This is a genomic window from Halomonas sp. A29 (assembly GCF_046723295.1).
Taxonomy (GTDB): domain Bacteria; phylum Pseudomonadota; class Gammaproteobacteria; order Pseudomonadales; family Halomonadaceae; genus Halomonas.
In genome coordinates this window covers 141,902-163,932 of record NZ_JAXQPR010000009.1, presented here as the reverse complement: position 1 = coordinate 163,932, position 22,031 = coordinate 141,902, and the positions used below count along the sequence as shown (strand labels likewise).

At 64.3% G+C, this 22,031-nt stretch carries 25 protein-coding genes; 2 read left to right on the top strand and 23 right to left on the bottom strand.

Features of this window, described 5'->3' with window-relative positions; genetic code table 11:
• Positions 1–10 precede the first annotated feature (10 nt).
• The 19 genes from SPH52_RS18215 to SPH52_RS18125 form a co-directional block, all read right to left on the bottom strand.
• Positions 11–577, bottom strand: a complete 567-nt coding sequence (locus SPH52_RS18215) for a nuclear transport factor 2 family protein (RefSeq protein WP_411796475.1) — start codon at positions 575–577, stop codon at positions 11–13.
• Positions 578–657: 80 nt separating this feature from the next.
• Positions 658–1,584, bottom strand: coding sequence for a flavin reductase (locus SPH52_RS18210; RefSeq protein ID WP_411796474.1), 927 nt, complete (start codon positions 1,582–1,584; stop codon positions 658–660).
• 33 nt (positions 1,585–1,617) lie between these two features.
• Entirely contained in the window at positions 1,618–1,809 is a 192-nt protein-coding gene (locus SPH52_RS18205; protein ID WP_159554933.1) for a 2-hydroxymuconate tautomerase, read from the bottom strand.
• A 35-nt stretch (positions 1,810–1,844) separates the two neighbouring features.
• Entirely contained in the window at positions 1,845–2,816 is a 972-nt protein-coding gene (locus SPH52_RS18200) for a PDR/VanB family oxidoreductase (RefSeq protein WP_411796473.1), read from the bottom strand.
• A gap of 5 nt (positions 2,817–2,821) precedes the next feature.
• A complete protein-coding gene (locus SPH52_RS18195) occupies positions 2,822–3,580 on the bottom strand; it encodes an SDR family NAD(P)-dependent oxidoreductase (RefSeq protein ID WP_411796472.1) in 759 nt (252 codons plus the stop codon).
• On the bottom strand, positions 3,580–4,074 hold the full coding sequence (locus SPH52_RS18190; protein ID WP_411796471.1) for an aromatic-ring-hydroxylating dioxygenase subunit beta: 495 nt from the start codon (positions 4,072–4,074) through the stop codon (positions 3,580–3,582). Before SPH52_RS18190 ends, SPH52_RS18195 begins: the two co-directional genes overlap by 1 nt.
• On the bottom strand, positions 4,071–5,339 hold the full coding sequence (locus SPH52_RS18185) for an aromatic ring-hydroxylating oxygenase subunit alpha (RefSeq protein ID WP_411796470.1): 1,269 nt from the start codon (positions 5,337–5,339) through the stop codon (positions 4,071–4,073). The genes SPH52_RS18190 and SPH52_RS18185 overlap by 4 nt, the downstream gene beginning before the upstream one ends.
• 60 nt (positions 5,340–5,399) lie before the next feature.
• Positions 5,400–5,747: an IacB protein gene (locus SPH52_RS18180; RefSeq protein WP_411796469.1), complete on the bottom strand. Its 348-nt coding sequence runs from the start codon at positions 5,745–5,747 to the stop codon at positions 5,400–5,402.
• Between the two features lie 32 nt (positions 5,748–5,779).
• On the bottom strand, positions 5,780–6,925 hold the full coding sequence (locus tag SPH52_RS18175; RefSeq protein WP_411796468.1) for an acyl-CoA dehydrogenase family protein: 1,146 nt from the start codon (positions 6,923–6,925) through the stop codon (positions 5,780–5,782).
• Positions 6,906–7,418: an amidase family protein gene (locus tag SPH52_RS18170; RefSeq protein WP_411796467.1), complete on the bottom strand. Its 513-nt coding sequence runs from the start codon at positions 7,416–7,418 to the stop codon at positions 6,906–6,908. Before SPH52_RS18170 ends, SPH52_RS18175 begins: the two co-directional genes overlap by 20 nt.
• Positions 7,418–8,146, bottom strand: a complete 729-nt coding sequence (locus SPH52_RS18165; RefSeq protein WP_411796466.1) for an amidase family protein — start codon at positions 8,144–8,146, stop codon at positions 7,418–7,420. Before SPH52_RS18165 ends, SPH52_RS18170 begins: the two co-directional genes overlap by 1 nt.
• A gap of 100 nt (positions 8,147–8,246) precedes the next feature.
• Positions 8,247–9,536 carry a TRAP transporter large permease gene (locus SPH52_RS18160; protein WP_411796465.1) on the bottom strand — a complete coding sequence of 430 codons (1,290 nt, stop codon included), beginning with the start codon at positions 9,534–9,536 and terminating at the stop codon, positions 8,247–8,249.
• Positions 9,533–10,009 (bottom strand): TRAP transporter small permease, encoded by a 477-nt coding sequence (locus SPH52_RS18155; RefSeq protein ID WP_411796464.1) that lies wholly within the window; start codon positions 10,007–10,009, stop codon positions 9,533–9,535. The genes SPH52_RS18160 and SPH52_RS18155 overlap by 4 nt, the downstream gene beginning before the upstream one ends.
• Positions 10,010–10,065: 56 nt before the next feature.
• Positions 10,066–11,112: a TRAP transporter substrate-binding protein gene (locus SPH52_RS18150; RefSeq protein WP_411796463.1), complete on the bottom strand. Its 1,047-nt coding sequence runs from the start codon at positions 11,110–11,112 to the stop codon at positions 10,066–10,068.
• A gap of 123 nt (positions 11,113–11,235) precedes the next feature.
• Positions 11,236–12,942, bottom strand: a complete 1,707-nt coding sequence (locus SPH52_RS18145; protein ID WP_411796462.1) for a hypothetical protein — start codon at positions 12,940–12,942, stop codon at positions 11,236–11,238.
• Between the two features lie 265 nt (positions 12,943–13,207).
• On the bottom strand, positions 13,208–14,707 hold the full coding sequence (locus tag SPH52_RS18140) for an SLC13 family permease (protein ID WP_411796461.1): 1,500 nt from the start codon (positions 14,705–14,707) through the stop codon (positions 13,208–13,210).
• A gap of 84 nt (positions 14,708–14,791) precedes the next feature.
• Positions 14,792–15,757 (bottom strand): catechol 1,2-dioxygenase, encoded by a 966-nt coding sequence (gene catA / locus SPH52_RS18135; protein ID WP_411796460.1) that lies wholly within the window; start codon positions 15,755–15,757, stop codon positions 14,792–14,794.
• Positions 15,758–15,813: 56 nt separating this feature from the next.
• The gene (gene catC / locus SPH52_RS18130) at positions 15,814–16,104 is read right to left on the bottom strand and encodes a muconolactone Delta-isomerase (RefSeq protein WP_411796459.1); all 291 of its coding nucleotides are present in this window, start codon (positions 16,102–16,104) and stop codon (positions 15,814–15,816) included.
• Between the two features lie 15 nt (positions 16,105–16,119).
• Complete coding sequence (locus tag SPH52_RS18125) at positions 16,120–17,238, bottom strand: muconate cycloisomerase family protein (RefSeq protein WP_411796458.1); 1,119 nt, start codon at positions 17,236–17,238, stop codon at positions 16,120–16,122.
• Positions 17,239–17,340: 102 nt separating this feature from the next.
• Between SPH52_RS18125 and SPH52_RS18120 the strand changes: the two genes are divergently transcribed.
• Positions 17,341–18,243, top strand: coding sequence for a LysR family transcriptional regulator (locus tag SPH52_RS18120; RefSeq protein ID WP_411796457.1), 903 nt, complete (start codon positions 17,341–17,343; stop codon positions 18,241–18,243).
• A gap of 13 nt (positions 18,244–18,256) precedes the next feature.
• Here the strand turns inward: SPH52_RS18120 and SPH52_RS18115 are convergent, their stop codons facing one another.
• The 4 genes from SPH52_RS18115 to SPH52_RS18100 form a co-directional block, all read right to left on the bottom strand.
• Complete coding sequence (locus tag SPH52_RS18115) at positions 18,257–18,865, bottom strand: class I SAM-dependent methyltransferase (RefSeq protein WP_411796456.1); 609 nt, start codon at positions 18,863–18,865, stop codon at positions 18,257–18,259.
• A 45-nt stretch (positions 18,866–18,910) separates the two neighbouring features.
• On the bottom strand, positions 18,911–19,534 hold the full coding sequence (locus SPH52_RS18110; protein WP_411796455.1) for a LysE family translocator: 624 nt from the start codon (positions 19,532–19,534) through the stop codon (positions 18,911–18,913).
• A gap of 167 nt (positions 19,535–19,701) precedes the next feature.
• Complete coding sequence (locus tag SPH52_RS18105; protein ID WP_411796454.1) at positions 19,702–20,106, bottom strand: GFA family protein; 405 nt, start codon at positions 20,104–20,106, stop codon at positions 19,702–19,704.
• A gap of 115 nt (positions 20,107–20,221) precedes the next feature.
• On the bottom strand, positions 20,222–21,103 hold the full coding sequence (locus SPH52_RS18100; protein ID WP_411796453.1) for an enoyl-CoA hydratase/isomerase family protein: 882 nt from the start codon (positions 21,101–21,103) through the stop codon (positions 20,222–20,224).
• A 212-nt stretch (positions 21,104–21,315) separates the two neighbouring features.
• On the opposite strand from SPH52_RS18100, the gene SPH52_RS18095 reads away from it, so the two are divergent.
• Positions 21,316–22,029 (top strand): SDR family NAD(P)-dependent oxidoreductase, encoded by a 714-nt coding sequence (locus SPH52_RS18095; RefSeq protein WP_411796452.1) that lies wholly within the window; start codon positions 21,316–21,318, stop codon positions 22,027–22,029.
• The last annotated feature ends 2 nt before the right edge of the window (positions 22,030–22,031 follow it).

Below are 22,031 nucleotides of genomic sequence, written 5' to 3'. Positions count from 1 at the left end.
AAAGGCTCCTTCAGGGTCCGAGCAGCACCGACTCGGAGGGGTAATCGCTCGCCCAGCCCTCTTTCAGCGGGGCGACGAAGACGTTCTCCGTACGCGTGCGGGTGATCTTCCAGGTGCCATCGGGCTCCTTGCGGAATGCGTTGTTGAGCCGCGATGAGCGCAGCAGCGCCTTGCCATCGGAGAAGATCCACGGTTGGCAGTGCACCCACTGGCCCTCCGCAACGTCACCCCTGACATGGATCTGCTCCGAGGTCAGGTAGTGAACGTTGAGCAGCAGCTTGGGATCCTGGTCCTTTTTCCAGAACCCCTGGAAATGACGCCGGATGGCCGCCGCCCCTTCGGCGCGGCCGAACTGGTTGTCGTAGTACTCGCCAACGCCTTCCCACACGGCGTCTTCGGTATACAGCGCCATGATCAGCTCGATGCGCTCCTCATCGCTCTTCACGCCATATTCGGGAATCGGCGTGTCGCACAGGAACATGTAGCGCGCCTGGAGGCGACGGATCTCGGCCTCGGCCTCCAATATCTCGATGCGCGCCACCAGGGCCTTCAGTTCGGCACTCGTTACTTCCGACATTTCTCTCTCCTTTTTCCAACGGAATGGTTTCGCAGGTTACGCAGCGATTCGCTCGCGCAGGCATTTGTGCAGTGCTTGCGCTATAGGGCGGCGCCGAGGCGCTCTATCACGCGCCCCAGCCCCGACTTGATCGCACTTACCTCGGCCGGCTCCAGGTTCTCGAACAGGCGTCGCTCGTAGTCGTCGGCCATGGCCAGCAGGCGCAGCGCCAACGCCTGCCCCTCCTCGCTGAGCCGGATGCAACCTTCCTCGCCCGGGCCGACCAGGCCACGCTCGCGCAGCCCGTCGAGGGTGTCCTCGAAGTCCGCCTGGGGCTGGGCCACACGCTCCGCCAAGGCCTCGGCGGCCTGGGGGCCGCGGTCCGCCAGCAGGGTCAGGATCCGCCACTCGTTGTCGTTGACTCCCAGGCTGCCGAGGCGCGGATAGAAATCACTGCGGTAGGCGGCCAGCGCCTGGCGCATCAGGTAGAGCAGGTGCTTGCCCAGTCGGCCGTTCAGCGCCGCGCGCTCACCGACGTTGAGCAGCAGTGGATGCGGCTCGGGCACGGCATAGCGCCCGTTGTGGAAGACCAGGGCGCTGCCCTCGTTGCGATAGGCGTAGCGCACCACTTCGCCGACGATGATCAGGTGATCGCCGCCCTCGTAGACGTTCCACGTGCGGCATTCGAAATGGGCCGCGGCCCCCTTCACCTTGGCCACGCCGCCGAGGCCCTCCTCGATGGCAATGCCGGCGAACTTGTCCTCGCCCCGCCGTGCAAAGCGATTGGAGATATCGACCTGCTCGTTGCCGAGCACGTTGACCACGAAGTGCTCGGCGTTGCGGTAGGCATTCAGGCTGTAGGCGCCCTTGTCGATGCTCCACAGGATCAGCGGCGGCTCCATCGACACCGAATTGAAGCTGCTGGCGGTGACCCCATGGTTCTCATCGCCCTCGCGCGCGGTGACCACCGTCACGCCGGTAGCGAACTTGCCCAGCGCGCTACGGAAATCTCTCGTATCGAAGCTCATAAGCGGCTCTCCCTCCCAAACGCGGGATCGTTGTCAGCGCCCTAATTTCTCGCCGGTGGTGCCGGCGATGCCGTAGTCGCTCTTGGGTATCTCGCTGATGATGACCCGCACGTTCGCTTCGGGGGCATCGATGGATTCGGCGATGGCGTCCGTCACCTTGCGGATCAGCGACTCCTTCTGATCCTGGCTACGACCCGCCATCATGTAGACGTGAACGGTTGGCATTGTCTGGTCCTTTTCTTGTCGTCAGATTCTTGTCGTCAGAGATCGAGAACGATCCGTTTACCCTTGGCCCGAGAGCAGCAGACGCACATCAGCTCGCCCTCCTGCTTCTCCTCCTCGGTGAGAAAGTGATCGCGATGATCGATCTCACCCTCGAGGACGTCGGCCACGCAGGTACCGCACACGCCCTCCTCGCACTTCACCTCCACTTTCACGCCGGCCTTGCCGAGGGCTTTGGCAATCGTCTCCTCGCTACCGACGGAGACGCTGATGCCGGATCTTTCGGCAATCACCTCGAAGGCATCGCCCGAGACATCGACATCCGCCGAGAAGAATTCGCGATGAATGCGCTCGTCGCCGATGCCGAATTCCCGGGCCCGCGAGATCACCCACTCCATGAAGCCCTGGGGGCCGCACACATAGACGTGCACCCCTTCCCTGGCCGCGGCGAGTTCGGCATTCAGGTCGAGCTTGGTCTCGAACTCGTCGTCATGGTGGTAGACGACGATATCGGACAGCCCGGCCGCCTCCACCTCGCCGCGGAAGGCCGTCACGCTGCGCGACCGCGTGCAGTAGTGCAGGGTGAAGTCCTTGCCCAGCGCGCGCAGACGGCGAGCCATCGCCATCATCGGCGTGACCCCGATGCCGCCGCCGAACAGCAGGCTCTGCGGCGCCTCCTCGTGCAGCGGAAAGTGATTTCTCGGCCCTTCTATCTCGAGCGTCTCTCCCACCCTGGCGATTCGGTGCAGGGCCTCCGAGCCGCCGCGGCTGTTGGGGTCGCGCAGCACGCCGATCTCGTAGAACTCGTTCACTTGCGGATCCGAGCAGAGTGAGTACTGGCGCCACAGGTCGATCTCGCCATCGCGCACGTGCACGTCCAGATGCGCGCCGGCGGTGAAAGGCGCCAGCGGCGCGCCGTCGAGCGAGCGCAGCCGCAGCCTGGCAATCCCTCCCGGCTCGTCGATGCGCTGGTCGATCGCCAGCATCAGGCGTTGGTTAGCGGTATCCATTGGCATCACCTCATGTAGATTCCACCGTTGACGTCCCAGCAAGCGCCGTTGACGAACGCCGCCCTGGGGCTCGCCAGCAGCGCCACCAGCTCGGCGACGAAGCACGGGTCACCCAGGCTGCCCACCGGGATGTTGGCGATGGCCTGCTCCAGATTGCCGCCCAGCACGGAACGCACCATGGGGGTATCCATCGGGCCGGGCGCGATGGCGTTGCAGGTGACGCCAAAGGGGGCCAGATCCCGGGCGAAGATTTTCGTCAGCGTCAGGATGGCGCCCTTGGAGGCGGCATAGTGCGCCCCGGTGGCCGTGCCGCCGTTCTGCCCCGCCAGGGAGGCGAGATTGACGATTCGCCCGTAGCCACGAGCCTTGAAGTGATGGCCGAAGATCTGGCTGCCAGCGAAGGTGCCGCCAGCGTTGGTGGCCAGCACGGCATTGAAGTCCGCAGGGTCGATCTCCAGCAGCCCCTGCACCGCCGTGCGCGCCGCGTTGTTGACCAGCACCTCGACCGTTCCCCAGCGCTCGATGCACTTGTCGAGCACACTCTGGAAATCTTCGGGCCTCGACACGTCGAGGGTGACGGATACGGCGGTATCGCCCGCCAGGTCGAGCTCGGCGGCCAACGCCGCGGCCGGCTCGGGCTCGATGTCCGAGATCACCACCCGGAAACCGGCCCGGTGCAGGGCGCGCACGGCTTCGGCGCCGAAGCCACGCGCCCCGCCGGTCACCACCGCCGTCTGGATCTTGTCAGGAGTCGGCGTAGTCATCAGAACAAATAGCTGAACGAATTCAGCATCCCGTCAGAGTTGAGCAGACGCGCCACCTTGTGGCGGATCTTGAAGCCGCCCGGCGTGACGATGAGGGTGTAGGTCAGGTTCGCGGCCCAGATCCGCTGGCGCCCGAACTTGTCTTCGATCAGGTGCTCGGCGCAGCGCACCGTCACTTCGTCGCCCTCGGCCCTGTCGATGACGAAGCGCGACACCGTGCGGATGGTACGGGCCGGCGGCGCCGAGGAGATCGAGAACCCCTGCTGGAAGCGGGTGATGCGATCGCGCCGCATCTTGGCATCGTCATGGCAGAGGTTGAGCGCGTTGTCGAAGTCCTCGCTGTCACCAATGGGCAGGGTGTAGAAGCCTTCCTCGCTCCACAGGGCGAGCCAGGCGTCGTAGTCCTGGCGGTCCAGCATGTCCGCCTCGGCCCAGATGAAGGCTTCCGCATCGCGCAGCAGGGAGTCGTTATCTCGCTTGATCATCTCATTCATGACTGCATCATCCTCTTCCACATGTCGTACGCCGCCCGCATGCCGGTCTCGGCACTGATATGGCCGCGGGGCCCCACCTCGCCCGGCTGCTCGTCGACGAGACCGCGATTCAGCAGAATGGGCAGCTCCGCCCCGCCCTTGGTGCCGCGCTGGACCCGCTCCCACACCTCCGCATCGTCGGGCGAGCCGAAGCCCATTGGCCCCTGGAAGTGCTCGTGCAGGCGCAGGCGCACCTGGTTGGCCGCCTCCGGGCCGCCATCCATGCCGATGGCGATGTGGCGTATGTCGGTCCGCTCGACGTTCACCGGCGTCAACACGCGGAAGAAGGCCAGCGAGAACGAGACGTTGGGGAAGAGATTGAGGTTGAAGCCGGCCCCGCCCACGGCGCGCACGATGCGCCTCACCTGCTCCTCGGGATAGCCTTCGTCGCGCAGTTCCTGGGCCAGCTCCTCGAAGCGCTCGGGGATCGGCGCATCGAGGTTTTCGTCGAGATCCACCAGCTCGGGGATCATGACCATCACCGAGTGGCCGTTGCCGAGATCCTCGACGTACCCCTTGCCCTGATCCAGGAAGGAGAAGACCTCCTCGGTTTCGTCATCCAACGACTGCAGGAAGGACTTGTGGACGACGGGGAAGTGATAGGCGTCGGTGGTGTTCTCCAGCTGGACCTTCCAGTTCATCGGCACGCTGAACTGATGCTCGCCCAGCACCTTGACCGGATAGCCCGCCCCCTGCTTCATGAACAGGTCGATCCACTTGGTCACCGGGCCGAGGAAATCGACCAGCGGTTCGGCGTCTTCATTGAAAGTGGCGAAGACCATGCCGGCGTAGGACTCTGTGCGCAGCTTGAGCAGGCCGTGCTGCGCCTTGTCGAAGTCGTCGCCGTACTGCTCGGGGTAAGGCAGCGCCCGCAGCGAGCCGTCTAGCCCGTAGCCCCAGCCGTGGTAGGGGCACTGGAACGAGGAGGTCTTGCCCTTCTTCACCTCGCACACCGTGGCGGCGCGATGGCGGCAGCGGTTCACCATGACATGGATCGCGCCCTTCCTGTCGCGCACCACGATCACCGGCTCGAGCCCCACCTGGGAAAGCCTGAACGACCCCTTTTCGGGGAACTCGCTTTCGTGAGCGACCCACACCCAGGTTTTCTTGAAGATTTTCTGCATCTCCTCCTCGAACAGCCTGGGATCCTCGTACATGGGCGTGCGAATGTGATCCTTGAACACGAGCTCGTGAGGGGTGATGTCGATCTTGTTTTCGATGTTCATGATGACCTCGAGATATCTGTTGTCTGGTCCTTTTCGAAACGGCTTGCCGATGGTTTTCCGTCACTCGGGCACGACGAGTTCGCGCCCGATTCGCGCCTCGACCCGGCAGTATTTCCAGAGCTTGTAGGTGCCGTCGCCCACCGGGGTGGTGCGGAAGAAGTTGCAGGCCTCGACGATGGATTCGTAGTCCTCCACGTCGGCCATGATGTAGAAGGTCCAGGGGGCGGCGAGGGAGGGGCCGACCTGAATGCGGTCGTCGTCCATGATGCCCAGGATCGTCAAGCCGGGCAGGCCGTCGATGCCCTGCAGCATCTCGCGGGTAGCCTCCCACACCTGCTTGGCCTCCTCGGCGGTGGCGTTCATGAAGTTCTGGTTGATGCCGCAGCAAAACAGTACGCGATGCTTCATGATGATCTCCGTTCTTCAGTGGTCGTTTCGATTCACAGGTAGCCCGGCAGGGGGTCGTGATCGAAGAAGATGGCGCCGGCGTTCTTCCAGGTGATCTCGCCCATGAAGGCGTGCTGGGTGCACAGCAATGCGTCGCGCAAAATGCGTGACAAGGGGTGGTCGTTCTCGGCACCGGTCATGCCGCTGATCTGGTACACGCTGCGGATGGCCTCGGCGCACTCATGGGTCAGGTGGGTGGCGGAGAGTCGCAGCAGGTTGATCTGCTCGCGGCTCGGCTCGCCGCCGGCCTCGACGGCGCTCCAGGCCGACTCGGTGCTGTCGTAGAAGAAGGCACGGGCAGCCCGCACCCGGGCCTCGGCCTTGGCCAGGCCGATCTGGGCGTACTCGCGCTCGCCCAGATTGGGCGCCCCGGTGACCGACTTGCGCCCCCCGGCCATGGCTCGCACCACGTCCAGCGCCTCCCGGGCCAGCCCCAGGGTGGTGACCGCCAACACCTGGGTGGCAAAGGAGAGGGCGGGATAGCGGAAGAAGGGCGCGTCGATGGTGGCCCTGGCGCCGCGCACGAAGGTCCACTCCTCGGCGACGTAGGCATCGTCCACCACCAGATCGTGGCTGCCGGTGGCGACCATGCCCAGCATGTCCCAGGTGGGATCGATGCGAACCTGGTCGCGGGGCAGCACCGCCATGCGCGGCAGGGCGCCGGGCTCGTCGGGCTGGATCCCGACGCCGCACAGCGAGGCGCTCATGCAGCCGCTGGCGAATTTCCAGCGCCCCTTGATACGAAAGCCGCGGTCGACCCGCTCGGCGGGATGGGGCGGAAAGATGCCCCCCGCGAACACCACGTCGGGAGAGTCCTTCCAGATCTGGGTGATGGTCACCTCGGGCAACGCCGCCAGGTAGGCGGGGTTCATGCCGAAGCTGGCTACCCAGCCGGCGGAGCCATCGGCCGCCGAGATGGCTTCGACCATCTTCAGGAACTCGGCGGGGGATTTCTCATCGCCGCCGTACCTGGCCGGCACCATGGCGCGATAGACACCGATGGCCTGGAACTCCTCGACGATGTCCGCCGAGAGGTGTCGCTGTGCTTCGAACTCGTCACGCCGCTGGCGGATATTGTCGAGCAGCGCATCGAAGCGCGCCTCTCCGCCCCACTGGGCTTTATCGACCTGGCTGTGCATGGGCTTCTCCTGTTGTTTGAATGGCCTCGGCAGGCCCTGTACCCACCAAGTAGCGCGCGACCAGATAGCGCGCGGCCCGGCAGACACCGGCGTCGTCGCCTCGCCGACCGACGAGCTGCAGGCTCACCGGCCGCCCCCGGCTGGGGGAAAGAGGCAGGCTCAGGGCGGGATGCCCCGAAAGGTTGAAGGGCCGCACGAGAGACGAGGCGCTCAGATCCTGCCGCCCCTCCTCGGCCGCCACGCGGGTCAGCGGAAAGTGCGGCAGCGTCGGCAGCGCCAGCACCTCGTAATCCTCGAGCAGCCGGTCCACACCGGCAGTGAAGGCCCGGCGTACCGCTTCGGCCTCGCGCAGTTCGGTGTCGGTGGTCTCGGCGGCCGCCCGCAGGCGGCGCTCCACGTCACTCCCCAGGAGGCCGCTGTCGAGCCAGGCGGCACAGGCCACGTAGGTCTCGCGCTTGATCAGCGCCATGGCCGCCTCGTAGGCTTCGTCCATCAGCGGCAATGCGTGCGTTTCACCGGCCAGCCNATCAGCGCCATGGCCGCCTCGTAGGCTTCGTCCATCAGCGGCAATGCGTGCGTTTCACCGGCCAGCCCGGCGCCTTCGAGACACGCCTCCACCGCAGCGATAATCGTCGTATCGGCCGCCACCGCTAGCCCGCACAGGCGCGGCATCGCCGCGCCCTCTCCGACCGCAAAACCGACATCCACGGCCGTCATGAAGGCGATCAGCTCGTCGAGATCGGCGCTGATCGGTCCCACGCAGTCGAGGCTGCTGTGCGCGGGCATGACGCCACGACGCCCGAGCCGGCCGAAGGTGGGCTTCAACCCGAATACGCCGCAGCAGGCCGCCGGCACCCGAATCGAGCCGCCCGTGTCGGTGCCAATGCCGATCTCGGCCAGGCCCGCCGCGACCGCCGCTGCCGAGCCGCTGGAAGAACCGCCCGGAATAAGCGCCGGGAAGCGCGGATTCTCGGGGGTGCCTGTCCAGCCATTGAGCCCGGTCATGCCGAACGCCAGCTCATGCAGGTTGGCCTTGCCGACGATGCGGTAACCGGCTGCCAGCGTGCGCTCGACAATCTCGGCATGCCTCTCCGCCGCCGGCGCACCGACCAGCGCCGCCGAGCCCGCCCGGGTCGGGTAGCCGGCAATATCGATGCTGTCCTTGACCACGACTCGCTTGGGGCCCGTGCCGAGGTCGAGAGGTTGGATGAGAGATGACATGGCAGCTTTTTATTTATTTATCACATGAAATTTCAAGTATTTGATGACACGCTATTTAGCTTCTTGCCCTACTCCAGTTCCCTATCGATTTACCTTCACTTCAGAGGACGAACAGCACGATCTCGGGCACCAGCAACAGCAGCGCGATGCATATCAGATAAGGCGACATGAAATAGCCGACGCCGCGAAAGATCTCGCCGAAGCTGAGCTCGGGATCGAGGCTCTTGACGATGAAGGCATTGACCCCCACCGGCGGCGTGATCGCTCCCATGCTGGTCACGATGCAGACCATGATGCCAAACCAGATCGGGTCGTAGCCCAGCACCAGCGCCACCGGGAAGAAGATGGGAATCGAAATGATCAAGAAGCCCATGGCATCCATCAGCGCCCCGCCGATAACGTAGATCATCAGCACGCAGGCCATGACCAGAACCGCCGGCAGGGGCAGCGCGGCGGCCCACTCGCCGACCAGGAAGGGCAGTCGCGTGACGGTCAGGAAGCGGCCGAATACCACCGCCCCCGCCACCAGCATCAGGATCATGGCCGAGGTCTTGAGGGTGTTGCTCAAGGAGTCACGCAGCATCGCCCATGTGAAACGTCCGCGCAGGCCGATGATGGCGATGGCGCCGACGCAGCCGACCGCAGCCGCCTCGGTGGAGGTGAACCAGCCGGCGAACAGCCCCCCCAGCACCAGAATGAAGAGCACGAATATCTCCACCACACCCTTGAGAGAGGTCAGGCGCACCCCCCAGGTGGAGCGCACGCCGGCCGGCGCCATGGCCGGGTTGCGCCAGCAAAGGTAGGCGATGGTGAGCACGAACAGCATCATCAGGATCAGGCCGGGCACGATGCTGGCAATGAAGAGATCGCGAATGGCCAGCTCAGCCTGCAAGGCGATCACGATCAGCACGGCACTCGGCGGAATGATGATGCCCAGGGTGCCACCGGTGGCGACGCTGCCGGCACTCAGTGCCCTGTGATAACCGAACTTCTTCATCTCCGGCAGGGCAATGGTACCCACCGTGGCGGCCGTCGCGGTGTTGGAACCGCAAACCGCAGCAAAGCCGGCGCTGCTCAAGATCGTGGTCGTGGCCATGGAGCCCTGACGGTGGCCGGTCCAGGCATAAGAGGCAGCGAAGAGCTTCTCGGTGATTCCCGAGCGGAACAGTAGTTCCCCCATGAAAACGAACAGCGGTATGACGCTCAGGGAATAGGAGGAGAGCTGCTCCCAGATGCCCGAGCTGATGATGTTGTATGCCGCCATAGGACTGGTGATGTGCAGCATTCCGAAGAAGCCGACGATGAACATGGCGAAGCTGATCGGCATCTTCAGAACGATCAGCACGAATAGGGCCAGCACGCCGATCAGGGCCACCAGGGTGAAGCTCATGACACCCTCCCCTTCTTCAGGCACTCCAGCACATCCACCAGCAGCACCAGGCAGAACGCGGTGAAGCCGAAGGCGACCAGATAGATGATGGGATAGATGGCCAGGCGCAGGGATTGCGACACCGTGCCCCGCTGCATGGCAAGCAGGCCGTACTGCCAGAGCTTGAAGGCCACCATGGCGAAGAACAGCAGGCTCACCAGCAGCACCAGGGCTTGGATCCCATGCTGCAGCCGCTGGGGCAGGCGAGCCACCAGCATGTCCAGATCGATATGCGCCTTGGTGGCCTGGGCATAGGCCAGCGAAAGCGCAACCACCACCGCCGTCAGCCAGCCGACCACCTCGGTGGTACCACCGAACGAGGAGGCGACCTGACGCATGACGATATTGGCCACCACCAGGAGCATCATGGCCAGCAAGGCACCGCCGGCGAGGGCGAGCAACAACCGACTGACCAGGAGAGAAAATCTATTCATGAGCCAGCACCCTGTCGTGTCGAATACCACCCGGGCCGGAACCCGGGCGCCTGTCACTATTGCTGGTATTGCTCGAAAAGCTCGAGCATGCGCTCATGGAGTTCGTGTGCCGGCAGGCCCATCTCGGCGACGCGGGCCAGGCGCTCCTCGTTGATCGGCACCAGGCGCTCGGTCCAACGCGCCGCCTCCTCTTCGCTCAGCGAGAGCACCTCGACGCCTTCCTTCTCGCGCGCCCACTCCAGCGACGCCTCGACGTGGGAATCGAGATAGTCACCGGCGAAGAAGGCCATTTCGGCGCCCAGCTCATCGATGATCTGCTGCACGTCTTCGGGCAGCGACTCCCAGCGCTGGCGGTTCATCACCGCCACCAGTACCGCGTTGGTCAAGGGATAGTCGGTGACGTACTTGACGGTGCGCGCATAGCGCAGATCCCTCAGCACTTCCCGTGAACTGATATAGCCGTCGACCACTCCCGCCTGCAGCGCCTCGCCCGTGTCGGCCTGGGAGAGCGCTATCGGCACGCCGCCCAGCGCCGCCAGCACATCGGTGCTGTCGCCGGGTACGCGGATCTCCTGGCCGCGCAGCTCCTCCAGGGAGGTGACCGGATCCTTGGTCTGCAGGTAGCCGGGCTCGGAGGTGAAGGCGGTGATGACCTTGAAGTCCTCGAGGCCCAGCTGCTCCGGGGGGAACTCCTGGATCAGCTCGTAGAGGGTCTGGCTGGCCACGGTCGAATTGACCTCCAGCCCGGTCAGGCTGCCGGCCAGGTTGAGCAGCGGGAAGCGGCTCGGCTCGTAGGAGGTGATCGAAAGGCCGATGTCGGCGACGCCACTCAGCACACCGTCATACATATTGTTGGCGGACAGCAGGGTACCGCCGGGAAAGGTGTTCACCGTCACACGGCCGTCGGTGCGGCGCTCAAGCTCCTCCGCCCAGCGCTCCATCTGCACGCCGGGGAAGGTGCTGGCAGGCGAGATGAAGGCATAGCTGAGGGTGATGTCGCGGGCCGCAGCGAGCGGGCTCGCCAGCACGCTCATCAACACGCCCGCCAGCCCAATGGCACCCGCCGCGCGCCGAATGCTCGGCACTGTTGTCTTCGTCGTCATGGGGTACTACCTCTATTTATCGTTGTTGTTGGGCGCTTCTATGTCGCCCAATACAGTCAATGTCACATGAAATTTCAAGTAATGCAAGTAACGCGCAATAGTTCGCACTACGAACATTGCTGGTTAGTTCGGCACCCCAAATGCGGCCAACAGCTCCACCAACTCGGGATCCTGCCGCTTGGCACGCAGCAGCATGGGGTTTTCCACCACGAAGCGCCCCAAGGTGGCACGCAGATACATCTCTCCGCTAGCACGATCGACGAAGCGGACCTCCGGCACCTTGGCAATGCACTGCTTGAGAAAGGCACAGTTAGCCGCCACCGCCAGGGTGTCATCGGCTGGATAGACGTCGTCCGGACACGTCGCTGCGGTATTGATCTTCTTGTAGCGGTCGAGATTGACCAGCCCCAGGGGGTCGAGGATGGTCAGCACCTCGCGGGTGCCGTGGGCAATGACAGCGGGAGGGGTATGCTTGGGTACGCTGTTGTCGAGAAAGACGTACTTGAAGCGCGGCCGCGGGCTGTCCATCCACTTGAAGAAGACTCGGGGCATGCCGTCGTAGGTCTCCACGCAGTGCCCCAGGAAATCCGACACCGCCTTGTAGCGCCCGCGCTCCAGCCCCCGCTGCCAGCCCCGCTCCACCGTGGCCTCCGGCGGGGTGATGACGAAGTACATGTGCATGGTGGAGACGTACTTCGCGTAGGTGGCGTCCAGTAGCCGCGGCACCGTCTCGGAGGAGAAGCTGTCGAAACGAAACCGATCGATCAGCAGGTTGGGAATCGTGCGGTCACGCCGTGCCTTGTCGCGGATGTAGCGGTCCAGCTTGGCGTCGACCAGCTTGACCTCCTTGCCTGCCAGGCGCCCGGCATACTTGTAGGCCTCGCCTAGCGCCTCGTAGTCGAGCAGCAGGCGACGCCAGATATCGGGGGTGATGGTGCCGTACTGCGCCGGCGGAATTCCCAGATCCTGCAAGGTGTGTCTCAGCAGGTGCCGCAGGGAGCTCTTGCCGGCCGCTGAGGCCCCCTTGAGACTGATCAGGATGGGCTCTTCAGCCAACGGAACCCGGCCGTAGCCTTCATGCTCGATGGCCCGCTCGACGTGGGGTGCCAACAATCGACCGAGCAGGCGACTGCCGTAGTCGTTGCAGGCGTGACGGGTGATCAGTCGCGTCAGCACTTCTCGCTCCACCCCGATATGGCCCCGGAGGGCGGCAATCGAGCTCAGCACTCGGTACGCACTCTTGTAGACGGCCTGCTCCTGCTCGTCTCGGGCGGCCAAGCCCTGCTGCTTGATACTTTGAATCGCATCATGGTGCTGCTCCTCAAGGGTGCGGCGATCCGCCTGTCGTTGCGGGGCCGGACGTTTGCCCAGCCAACGGGCCAGGAAAGAAGTGGGCTCGGGATCGGCCAGCAGCGGCTCGGGAGCAAAGGCCGTTGCCAGGATCTCCCCCGCTCTGCCCTCGATCGCCGCGTAGAGTCGATCGAACTCCTGCTGCAACGCCGGCAGATGGGGAGCGAGATAGTCGTGCAGAATCTTGAGCGTGATGCGGCGAAACTCGTGCCCCAGCACTTCCTCCTCTTCGCCCTCGGCCACCAGGATGTCGGCGGTCACCCGAACGATCAGCTCATGCAGCACCAGACGCTCGGCACGGAACGCAATCAGTTCCTCCTCCTGGAGGCCGGTGAGTGCCCTCAGTTCGGGAATCTCGGTCAGGAGAGAAGAGACGTTCTCGGGGCGATGAATGGTTTCCAGGGCCTGGTAGCGCCTGGGCAGGTCGGCCTCGAGGCCAGGGTTCCACGCCGTGTACTCGGGTGTCTCTAGATCAGCCATGGGGCCACGCTCGCACTGCGGTTACAGGCCGGCATCCCGGCGCTCATGACTCGACATTGGCCGAATTCGCCATGGGGGGCAACTTCCACATGGTCATCAGTGCGCATGAAACAAGCCACCGATCGCAGACTCAGCGGTGAGGATTGCCGGCCTGATGTCCAAGGCTGAGCAGCCAGATACTGTAAGACATACCCCATCGTCCGCTACCTGGTAAGTAGCGGCCGCCATGTAACCATGGCCAGCCATGCCGACCCAAACCGGCGACTTATAACCCGACCCCGAACACCAGCGGGGTGATGGTATAGAGCGCCGCTACGATCACCAACAGTCCGATCAGGTTCATCCAGATACCGGCACGGATCATGTGGCCGATCGGTAGGTCGCCCGTGGCAAAGGCCACCGCGTTGGAGGGCGTGGCCACCGGCAGCATAAAGGCGCAGCTGACGGCGAAGGTGACCACGATGGTCATCAACAGCGGATCGACGCCGAGCCCCGTGGCGATGGCCCCCATGATCGGGAAGAAGGCAGCGGCAGTAGCGGTGTTGCTGGTCAGCTCAGTAAGCAGGATGATGACCAGGGCGGTGACCATTAACACAAGCAACGGCGGCCACCCCGCCAGGCCCGAGACGCTCTCGCCGATCCAGGTACTCAGCCCGGTGGCGGTGAACTGGGCCGAAAGGGTCAGGCCACCGCCGAACAGGATCAGTACACCCCAAGGCACCTCGCGGGTCGCCGACCACTCCAGCAGGGCCCCCTGTCCACGCGATGCGGGAATCATGAACATCAGGATAGCCGCCAGAATCGCGACGCTGGTATCGTTTATATTGGCCAGCCAGGGCAATGCCGTGGCGAGGGCTGGTACCCGCGCCAACAGCGGCAGAAACACCCAGCAGAACACCGCCCCGGCGAAGACCATCAACACCCGACGTTCCTCGGGCGTCAGGCGCCCCATGGCCTTGAGCTCCGATTCGATCATCGCCCGTCCACCCTGGATGTCCCCCACCTCGGCACGGAACACCAGCTTGTTGAGCACCCACCAAGCCAGCAGCAGCATGGCGAAGGAGAATGGCAGGCCCATCAACATCCAGTGTCCGAAGCCGATGACGACACCGTGGGCATCCTCCAGGTAGGCACGCATCAGCGCCATGGGCGGCTGGCCGATCAGGGTCGCCATGGAGCCGATGGTGATTGCATAGGCGATGCCAACCAACACCGCTGCGGAGAACTTGGGTGTCGCCTCTCCATTGCCCAGCGACTTCACCAAAGCGATGATGGAGCCACCAATGGGCATCATGATCACTGCCGTGGCAGTGTTGCTGACCCACATGGTGATGAACCAACTGGCCGCCATCAGGCCAAAAACGATCTGGGCTGGCCGGGTGCCGACAAGCAGCACCGTCATCAGCGCGAAACGCCGGTGCAGATTCCAGCGCTGGGTTGCCAGACCCAGCAGCACACCGCCCAGTACCAGAAAGACGATGGAGTGCGCATAGGGTGAGGCTGTTGCCCCTACGGTGGCAATACCGAAGAAGGGAAAGAGTACCAGCGGCAGCAGCGAGGTTACGGGAATCGGTATCGCCTCGGTCATCCACCACACCGCCATCAGCATGGCGATTCCCGCCACAATACGTGCACCAAGGTCGAGGCTATTGGGCAAAAGCGTGTAGGTGGCCAGGGCGATTAGCAAACCTGCGACTAGGGAAAGAGGCTTGAAGTCGGTGACGATAGTGCCAGCAGGCGACGCGCTAATTTCGGCTGAATTCATGTTGGGCTCCTGGTTATAACGCTTGCACACACGCCACCAAAGGGACATGGAGGCGTAAGCGACAAGCGTGATGCCGGCGGGCGTTCAGGCCCTGGCGGTCTCGCGCTTGGCCGTCGCCTCGTCCTCCAACGCCCGCGGGCGCTTGTGACGGCTCTGCTGCTCGGGGTCGGCGGTGGCTGCCAGCTCGACGTCGAACACCACCTCGGTGAAGGGGGCTTCGAGACCGCGTTTGGCGGCCTCGGCGGCATCCTCGATACGGGTGGCATCGACTACCAGCTCCTCGCGGGTAGCGAAGGCGAAGTCGTCCCAGGTGTACTCATCGCCGGCGAGATTGATCTGTGTGGTCAGATGACGATGACCCGGCGCGGAGACGAAGAAGTGGATGTGCGCGGGGCGCTGACCGTGACGACCCAGCAGCTTGAGCACCTGGTCGGTAGGGCTGCCTGCCGGCACGCCGTAGCCGGAGGGAATGATGCTGCGGGCGCGGTAGCGTCCCTCGGCGTCGGCGATGATGGTGCGGCGCAGGTTGTACTGCGACTGCGAGGGGTCGAAGAAGGAGTAGCCGCCCTTGGAGTCGGCGTGCCAGATCTCCACTTGGGCGCCGGCCACCGGCTTGCCCTGGGTGTCGCGCACCTGGCCGGTCAGCCACATCACCTCGGCGTTCGTGTCGCTGCCGTCATCCATGCGCGCCTCGCCTTCGCTCACCGGCGCGCCGGCCACGTAGAGAGGACCCTCGATGGTGCGCGGCGTACCGCCGGTCAGGCCGGCCTGCTCGTCGGCAGCGTCCATGCGCATGTCGAGGAAGTGGTCGAAACCGAGCCCCGGGGCCAGCAGGCCGAACTGGCTCTCCTTGCCCAGCTCGTTGAGCAGGCTCACCGCCGACCAGAACTCCTCGGGGCTGACATCGAAGTCGTCGATCAGGCGGTACACGTCGGAGAGCAGGCGGTGCAGGATCTGCTTGGCGCGATGGCTGCCGCCCTGCTCGTCGAAGCCGGCCACGGCTTTCAGGAAGTTCTGTACCTCGGGGGTGTCATGGATTTTCACGGTCATGGGTTATACCTCGTTGTCGTTGGTGGCCCCGCGGGGCTGGCGTGATGGTTCGCGAATCAGCTGTCGTCGTCGCGAATGGACGAGGGATGGCGGCACAGCGGCTTGACGCCGATCTCCATCCACGGGAAGAGCGGCAGGCCCGCGACGATCTCCTGCAGCTCGGCGTTGTCGCGCACGTCGAAGATGCTGACGTTGGCGTAGCTGCCGGCGACCCGCCACAGGTGGCGCCACTTGCCCTGGCGCTGCAGCTCCTGGGCATACTCCTTCTCGCGCGCCTTGATCGCGGCGGCCTCATCGGCCGGCATCGACGGCGGCAGCTTCACTGTCATTTCCACCTGAAAAAGCATGGGTACGTCCTCCGGTTACTTGCGCGCATAGTGCGCGAGCTTGTCTTCATCCAGGGCGATGCCGAGCCCCGGGCCCTTGGGCAGCGCGACGCCGAACTCGCCATAGGCGAGTGGCTCGGCGACGATGTCGTCCTTGAGCAGCAGCGGACCGAACATCTCGCTGCCCCAGGCCAGTTCGGGCAGCGTCGCCCAGGCGTGCAGCGAGGCAGCGGTGCCGATGCTGCCCTCCAACAGGGTGCCGCCGTAGAGACCGATACCGGCGGCCCGGGCCACCTCGGCCAGCGCCAGGGCCCCGCGCGGGCCGCCGGCCTTGGCGATCTTCAGCGCATAGGCGCCGCTGAAACCGGCGGCGGCCAGGGCGAAGCCGTCACGGGCGTCGGCCACCGCCTCGTCGGCCAGCATCGGCACCTCGAAGCGGTTGGCCAGACGTACCAGGCCAGCATGTTCGCGGGCAGGAATCGGCTGCTCGATCAGCTCGATGCCGGCGGCCTGCAGCGCGGCGATGGCGCGTACGGCGGTGCTCTCGTCCCAGGCCTGGTTGACGTCTACACGTACGCTGGCCCGTTCGCCCAGCGCTGCCTTGATCGCAGCAACGTGACGCACGTCGTCCTCCACACTGTTGGCACCGATCTTGAGCTTGAAGTCGCAGTGACGGCGCTGTTCCAGGCGCTGGAAGGCCTCGTCGATGTCACGGGTGGTGTCGCCGCTGGCCAGGGTCCACAGCACCGGCAGATGGTCGTGGCGCGCTCCGCCGAGCAGCTCGGCCATGGGCAAGCCGAGGCGCTTGCCCTGTACGTCGAGCAGCGCGGTTTCCAGCGCCGACTTGGCGATGGCGTTGCCGCGGGCGTGGCGGTCGAGGCGTGCACGCAGCACGGCGACGGCGTCCGTCGGTTGGCTGATCAGCAGCGGCGCCAGGTAGGTGTCGATATTGCGCTTGATGCTTTCGGGGCTCTCGGGGCCATAGGCGAGTCCGCCGATGGTGGTGCCCTCGCCCAGCCCCTCGACGCCGTCGGAGTCACGCAGGCGCACGATGACCAGCGTCTGGCAGGCCATGGTGGTCATGGAGAGCTTGTGGGGGCGGATGGTCGGCAGGTCGACCAGCAGCGTTTCGATGGACTCGATTACGGATGACATGCGTGCTCCGGCGGTTCGGTGTTTCGATACCTTGGCAGTCTGATTGCCCCGGCGCGGCCGAACCAATATCGTTTAGGTCGTCAGCCATACCCTGGAGGTATCATGGAGCTGCGACATTTGCGCTACTTCTGCGTCGTGGCGGAGGAGCTGAATCTGACCCGGGCAGCCACCAGGCTGCACATGGCACAGCCGCCATTGTCACGCCAGATCAAGCAGTTGGAGGGAGAGATAGGAGCCGAACTGTTCGAGCGGAACGCCCGCGGGCTGCGCCTGACGCCGGCGGGCCAGTTCTTCCATGCACATACCCTGCAGATAATGGAGAAGCTCGACACCACCATCGCCGCGACCCAGCGTCTGGCCCGCAGCAAGCGCGCGATATTCGGCATCGGCTTCGTGCCGTCGGTGTTCTACGGGCAGTTGCCGCTACTGGTAAGGGAATTACGACAAAAGGATAACGTCGAGCTGATGCTGGCCGAGCTGACCACGGTGCAGCAGGTGAAGGCGCTCAAGAGCGGGCACATCGACATGGGCTTCGGCCGCATGCACATCGACGACCCCGACGTGGAGCAGGAGAACCTGTTCGACGAGCCGCTGCTGGCCGCACTGCCCGAAGGCCATCCGCTGGCGGATACAAAACCGACCCTGGCTCAGCTCGCCGAGCACTCGCTGGTGCTGTTCCCGGCCCAGCCACGCCCGAGTTTTGCCGACATGACGCTGGGGCTGTTTCGCCGCCGCGGCCTCAAGGTCACGGTGGCACAGGAAGCCAACGAGCTGCAGACCGCGCTGGGCTTGGTGGCCTCCGGCCTGGGGATCACCCTGGTACCGGAGCAGGTCAGGCGCGTGCAGCGCGACGGCATCGTCTACGTCTACCTTGCCGACCCAAACCTCACCTCGCCAGTGATCTGCAGCCGGCGCAAGGGCGAAGCGCCCTCGCCAATCATGCAGCAGGCCAACGCCATTCTCGAAGTGCTGATGGAGAACCGCCGCAGCGGAAGATATCCATGAACTGCCGGGAAAGTCAGGCGAGAGACCGCGCCACGGCCAGGCACGACGCCCGGCTGCCGTGCTGTGACAGCACCGAGAACTCTTCCAGCACCAGTCCGGCGTCGCGAATCTGCGCCTTGAAGGTCTCCTCGTAGGTCACCCGGCCGAAATCGATGCTGGTCAGCCGCTTAAGCATGGGCTTGAGGCGCTCCATGAAGCGTGAAGACCGCTGCTGGATGGTCTGGGTGAAGTAGAGGCGCCCGCCCGGGGCCAGCAGCCCCATACAATGGCGCAATGCCCGCTCGGGCTCTGGCAGCAGCATGAAGCTGGCGGAGAAGTAGATCGCATCGTAGGGTCCACCGCGGTGGTCGTAGACGGATTCTTGACACACCTCGACATGGGCGCCGAGCATCGCCTCCTGGAGCCGGCGCCGGGCACGCTCGATGTAGTCGGTATCGATGTCGATGCCGGTAACACGCAGGCGCTTTCGCTGTACCTGCTCGGCATTGGCCAGCAGCGCACCGGCGGTGCCGATGCCGACATCCAGCAGTGCAGCATCCTCAGGCAAGCGCTCCAGCACCTGGGCGTACCAGCGGGCGGTGAGCCTGAGGATGAAGGTGTCGTAGAGCAGGCTTCGAATCATGGACACATCTCAGCAGAACGGAGGCATCGCATCGATGAACCAGTGCTATCGGCTCACGATAAGTCGTAGCCCTAAACCTCCCAGGCAGCTGGCTGTCACTCGGTCGATGATTTTCTTGAAATGTATGTAACCATCTCGAAAACGTGGGATGGAGAAGGCACAGGCGACGAAGGAAAACCACACGAATTCATTCAGAAAAACGACCAGCAGAAGCGCGGCTATCAGACCATTCGAAGGCTGTGGAGGCAACAGCGTGATCAGGATCGAACCCATGAAGACAACCACCTTCGGATTCGATAGCTGGACCAACAACCCTCTAAAGAATGATTTGCACGGTGAAACGGCTGGCTTGGCAACTGAGGCATCAAAGTGCATGGGTACTTTGGCATTTCGCCAGAGCTGAAACGCGAGATAAAAAAGATAGGCAGCACCGACGACCTTCATGCCGGTATAGACCCAAGGGGCCATGGCGAACAGCAAATGAAGCCCGAACAACGCGGCAAGCACCCAGATCACCGATCCAATCCCAATGCCGAGAGCTGTCCAGATTGCCGCACTCCGCGAGGTGGAGATCGCTGATCGGGCCACGACGAGCAAGCTCGGTCCGGGACTGATAACGGCCAGCAGATGCGCAACGCCGACTCCTGTCAGAATCAAGAGGAGTTCCATGGGCTACCTCGTTAAATTAATTATTGGCAGGTCAATAAGCGCATTCTGGACCAGTTCAGCACTCTTTACCTTACGAGGGAACGGAATGTGGGCAACGAGCAGCAGCACTCGCCGGTGATTTGCAGCTGCCGCAGGGGCGACTCGTGGCACTCCGAGAGGAAGAATCCTCATTTTCCCTGGCGGTCCGAGGGATGGTTGATGCCGTCCGATACCGGCACCTCGCCCAGCTCGAAAGGATTGACGCCCTCCAGGCAGCCGACGTTGTAGCCATATTCATTGGGATCGGAACGCCGCTGGTGGTGCGTATAGATCCCACAGCTCGCGCAGAAATAGTGTTTCGCTGTCCTGGTGTTGAACTGGTAGAGCCTCACAGCATCCTCGCCCTTGACGACGCGCAGCCCATCGAGACCCACCGAGGCGACTATGGCGCCTTTTCGCCGACAGAGGGAGCAGTCACAGCGCCTCGGGTTCTCGATCCCGTTGGGCAGCGTCAACTCGAGTTCGACCGCGCCGCAGTGGCAGGTCGCCTTGTGCTTGAGCCGTATCTCGGTATTGCCGACTTTTCTGATCATGTCTCTATCCAAGATGTTCCTGGGTCAACTCTCTTGTCGATAGCAGTTGCCTGGCGCGGGCTCTTCGGTAAGCACAGCGCACAGCTGAAAAGCGCCGCTCCAACGAATCAGCGCTTCAAGAGGCCTCCTGAGGCAAGTCGCCGCGAGCCGCCCGGTGTGGCCGGCGGAGAGAGCCCTGCCGCGCTTCGACCCTGTCCCGATGCGCCGGCGATCCCAGGCATTCGAGATGCAGGGCCCATTCGCACCGCAGCCCTTCGTCAAAGGGTTCGTGCACGGCGGCCCGCAACGCCGCGATCATCCTGACACAGGCCGGGTTGACCCGCTCTTCCTGGGGCAGGGCTCGATACTGGGCGTCGAGCCAGCCCGCTACGTCGGCCACCGGCACCTTGATGCGTCGGTCTCGCGTTCGCCTTCCCCCCTGCGTAGCCAGCGTCCACGCCTCCTGCTGCTGCTCGGCCTCAACGTGCAGGCGCGGCGCGATGCGGTCGATCAGCCCCAACCGCTGCGCTTCGCTGGCACCGATGGTGCCGCCGGTGAGCAGCAAGCGCAACGCGGCGGCAAGCCCTACCAACCTGGGCAAGCGCTGAGTGCCGCCGGCGCAAGGTATCAGCCCCAAGGCGATCTGCGGCAGCCCCAGGCGCAGCTCCGGCGGGCCGATTCGATAATCGCAGGCCATGGCAAGCTCCAGCCCGCCGCCCAGCACCGCGCCGTGCAACCAGGCCACACAGGGCTTGGCGCTGTTCTCGAGGGCAAGCGTCAGCTCAGGCAGGGAGGGCGATTCATGCAGCCGATCGAGTTCGCCCATGTCGGCCCCTGCCGAGAAGCAGCGTCCACCAGCTCTCAGCAAGATCCACTCCACTGCGTCATCGTTCTCGGCAGCCGCCAGCGCCTGCATCAGCTCGCTGCGCAGCCGCTGGGTCAAGGCATTGACCGGCGGGTTGAAGAGGGTGATCCGCGCGCAGTTGCCCTCGCGGACCAGGGTCACGGCTCGGCTCATGGGTCATCTCGTTGAGTGGTCATTGTCATCGCCAAGCGCATCGTCACATGACAAGAGCTTGTCACGTGCCGGTGCTGTGCGCCATCGACCTGACCGACTCACTACCGTCACCAAGACCAAGGTCGGGTTGCGATGCCGCTACCGGAGCGAAACTATAGCGAACTAACGTGCGCATAACGCACACTGGCAGTCAGCTGAACAGGGGCCCGAGCATGCACGAACCCTGCGCAATCGTCACCGGCGGCGCCCGCAATATCGGCCAGGCGATTGCCCTGCGCCTGCAACAGGACGGCTATCGCACCTTCGTGCTGGATATCGTCGAGCCCGAGGCCGAGTCGCTCAGGGCCGATGTCCGGCTGGTCGACCTCTCCGAGGTGGAGGCCACTCAAGCGGTACTCGCGGAGATTCTCGAAGCGCATGCCGTGGACTGCCTGGTCAATAACGTGGGGATCGTCGCGCCGGCGCTGCTCGACGAGACTCGGGTGGAAGACTTCGATCGCTTGATGCACCTCAACGTGCGCTCGGCGCTGGTGTGCACTCAGGCGCTGCTGCCAGGCATGCGCCAGCGCCGCCACGGCCGTATCGTGATCAATGCCAGCCGCGTGGTGCTGGGCAAGGAGGCGCGCAGCCTCTACAGCGCGACCAAGGGCGCGCTGCAATCCATGGCCCGCACCTGGGCGCTGGAACTGGCCGGCGATGGCATCACGGTCAACTGCGTCGCCCCCGGCCCTATCGCCACCACCGCCTTCTGGGAGAACAACCCTCCGGATTCGGAGCGCGCACGACGCATCATCGATAACATCCCGGCGCAGCGCATGGGTCAGCCCGAGGACGTGGCCCAGGCGGTGAGCTTCTTCTGTGACGAGCGCAGCGGCTTCGTCACCGGCCAGACCCTGTTCGTCTGCGGCGGGGTCAGCGTCGGCTGATT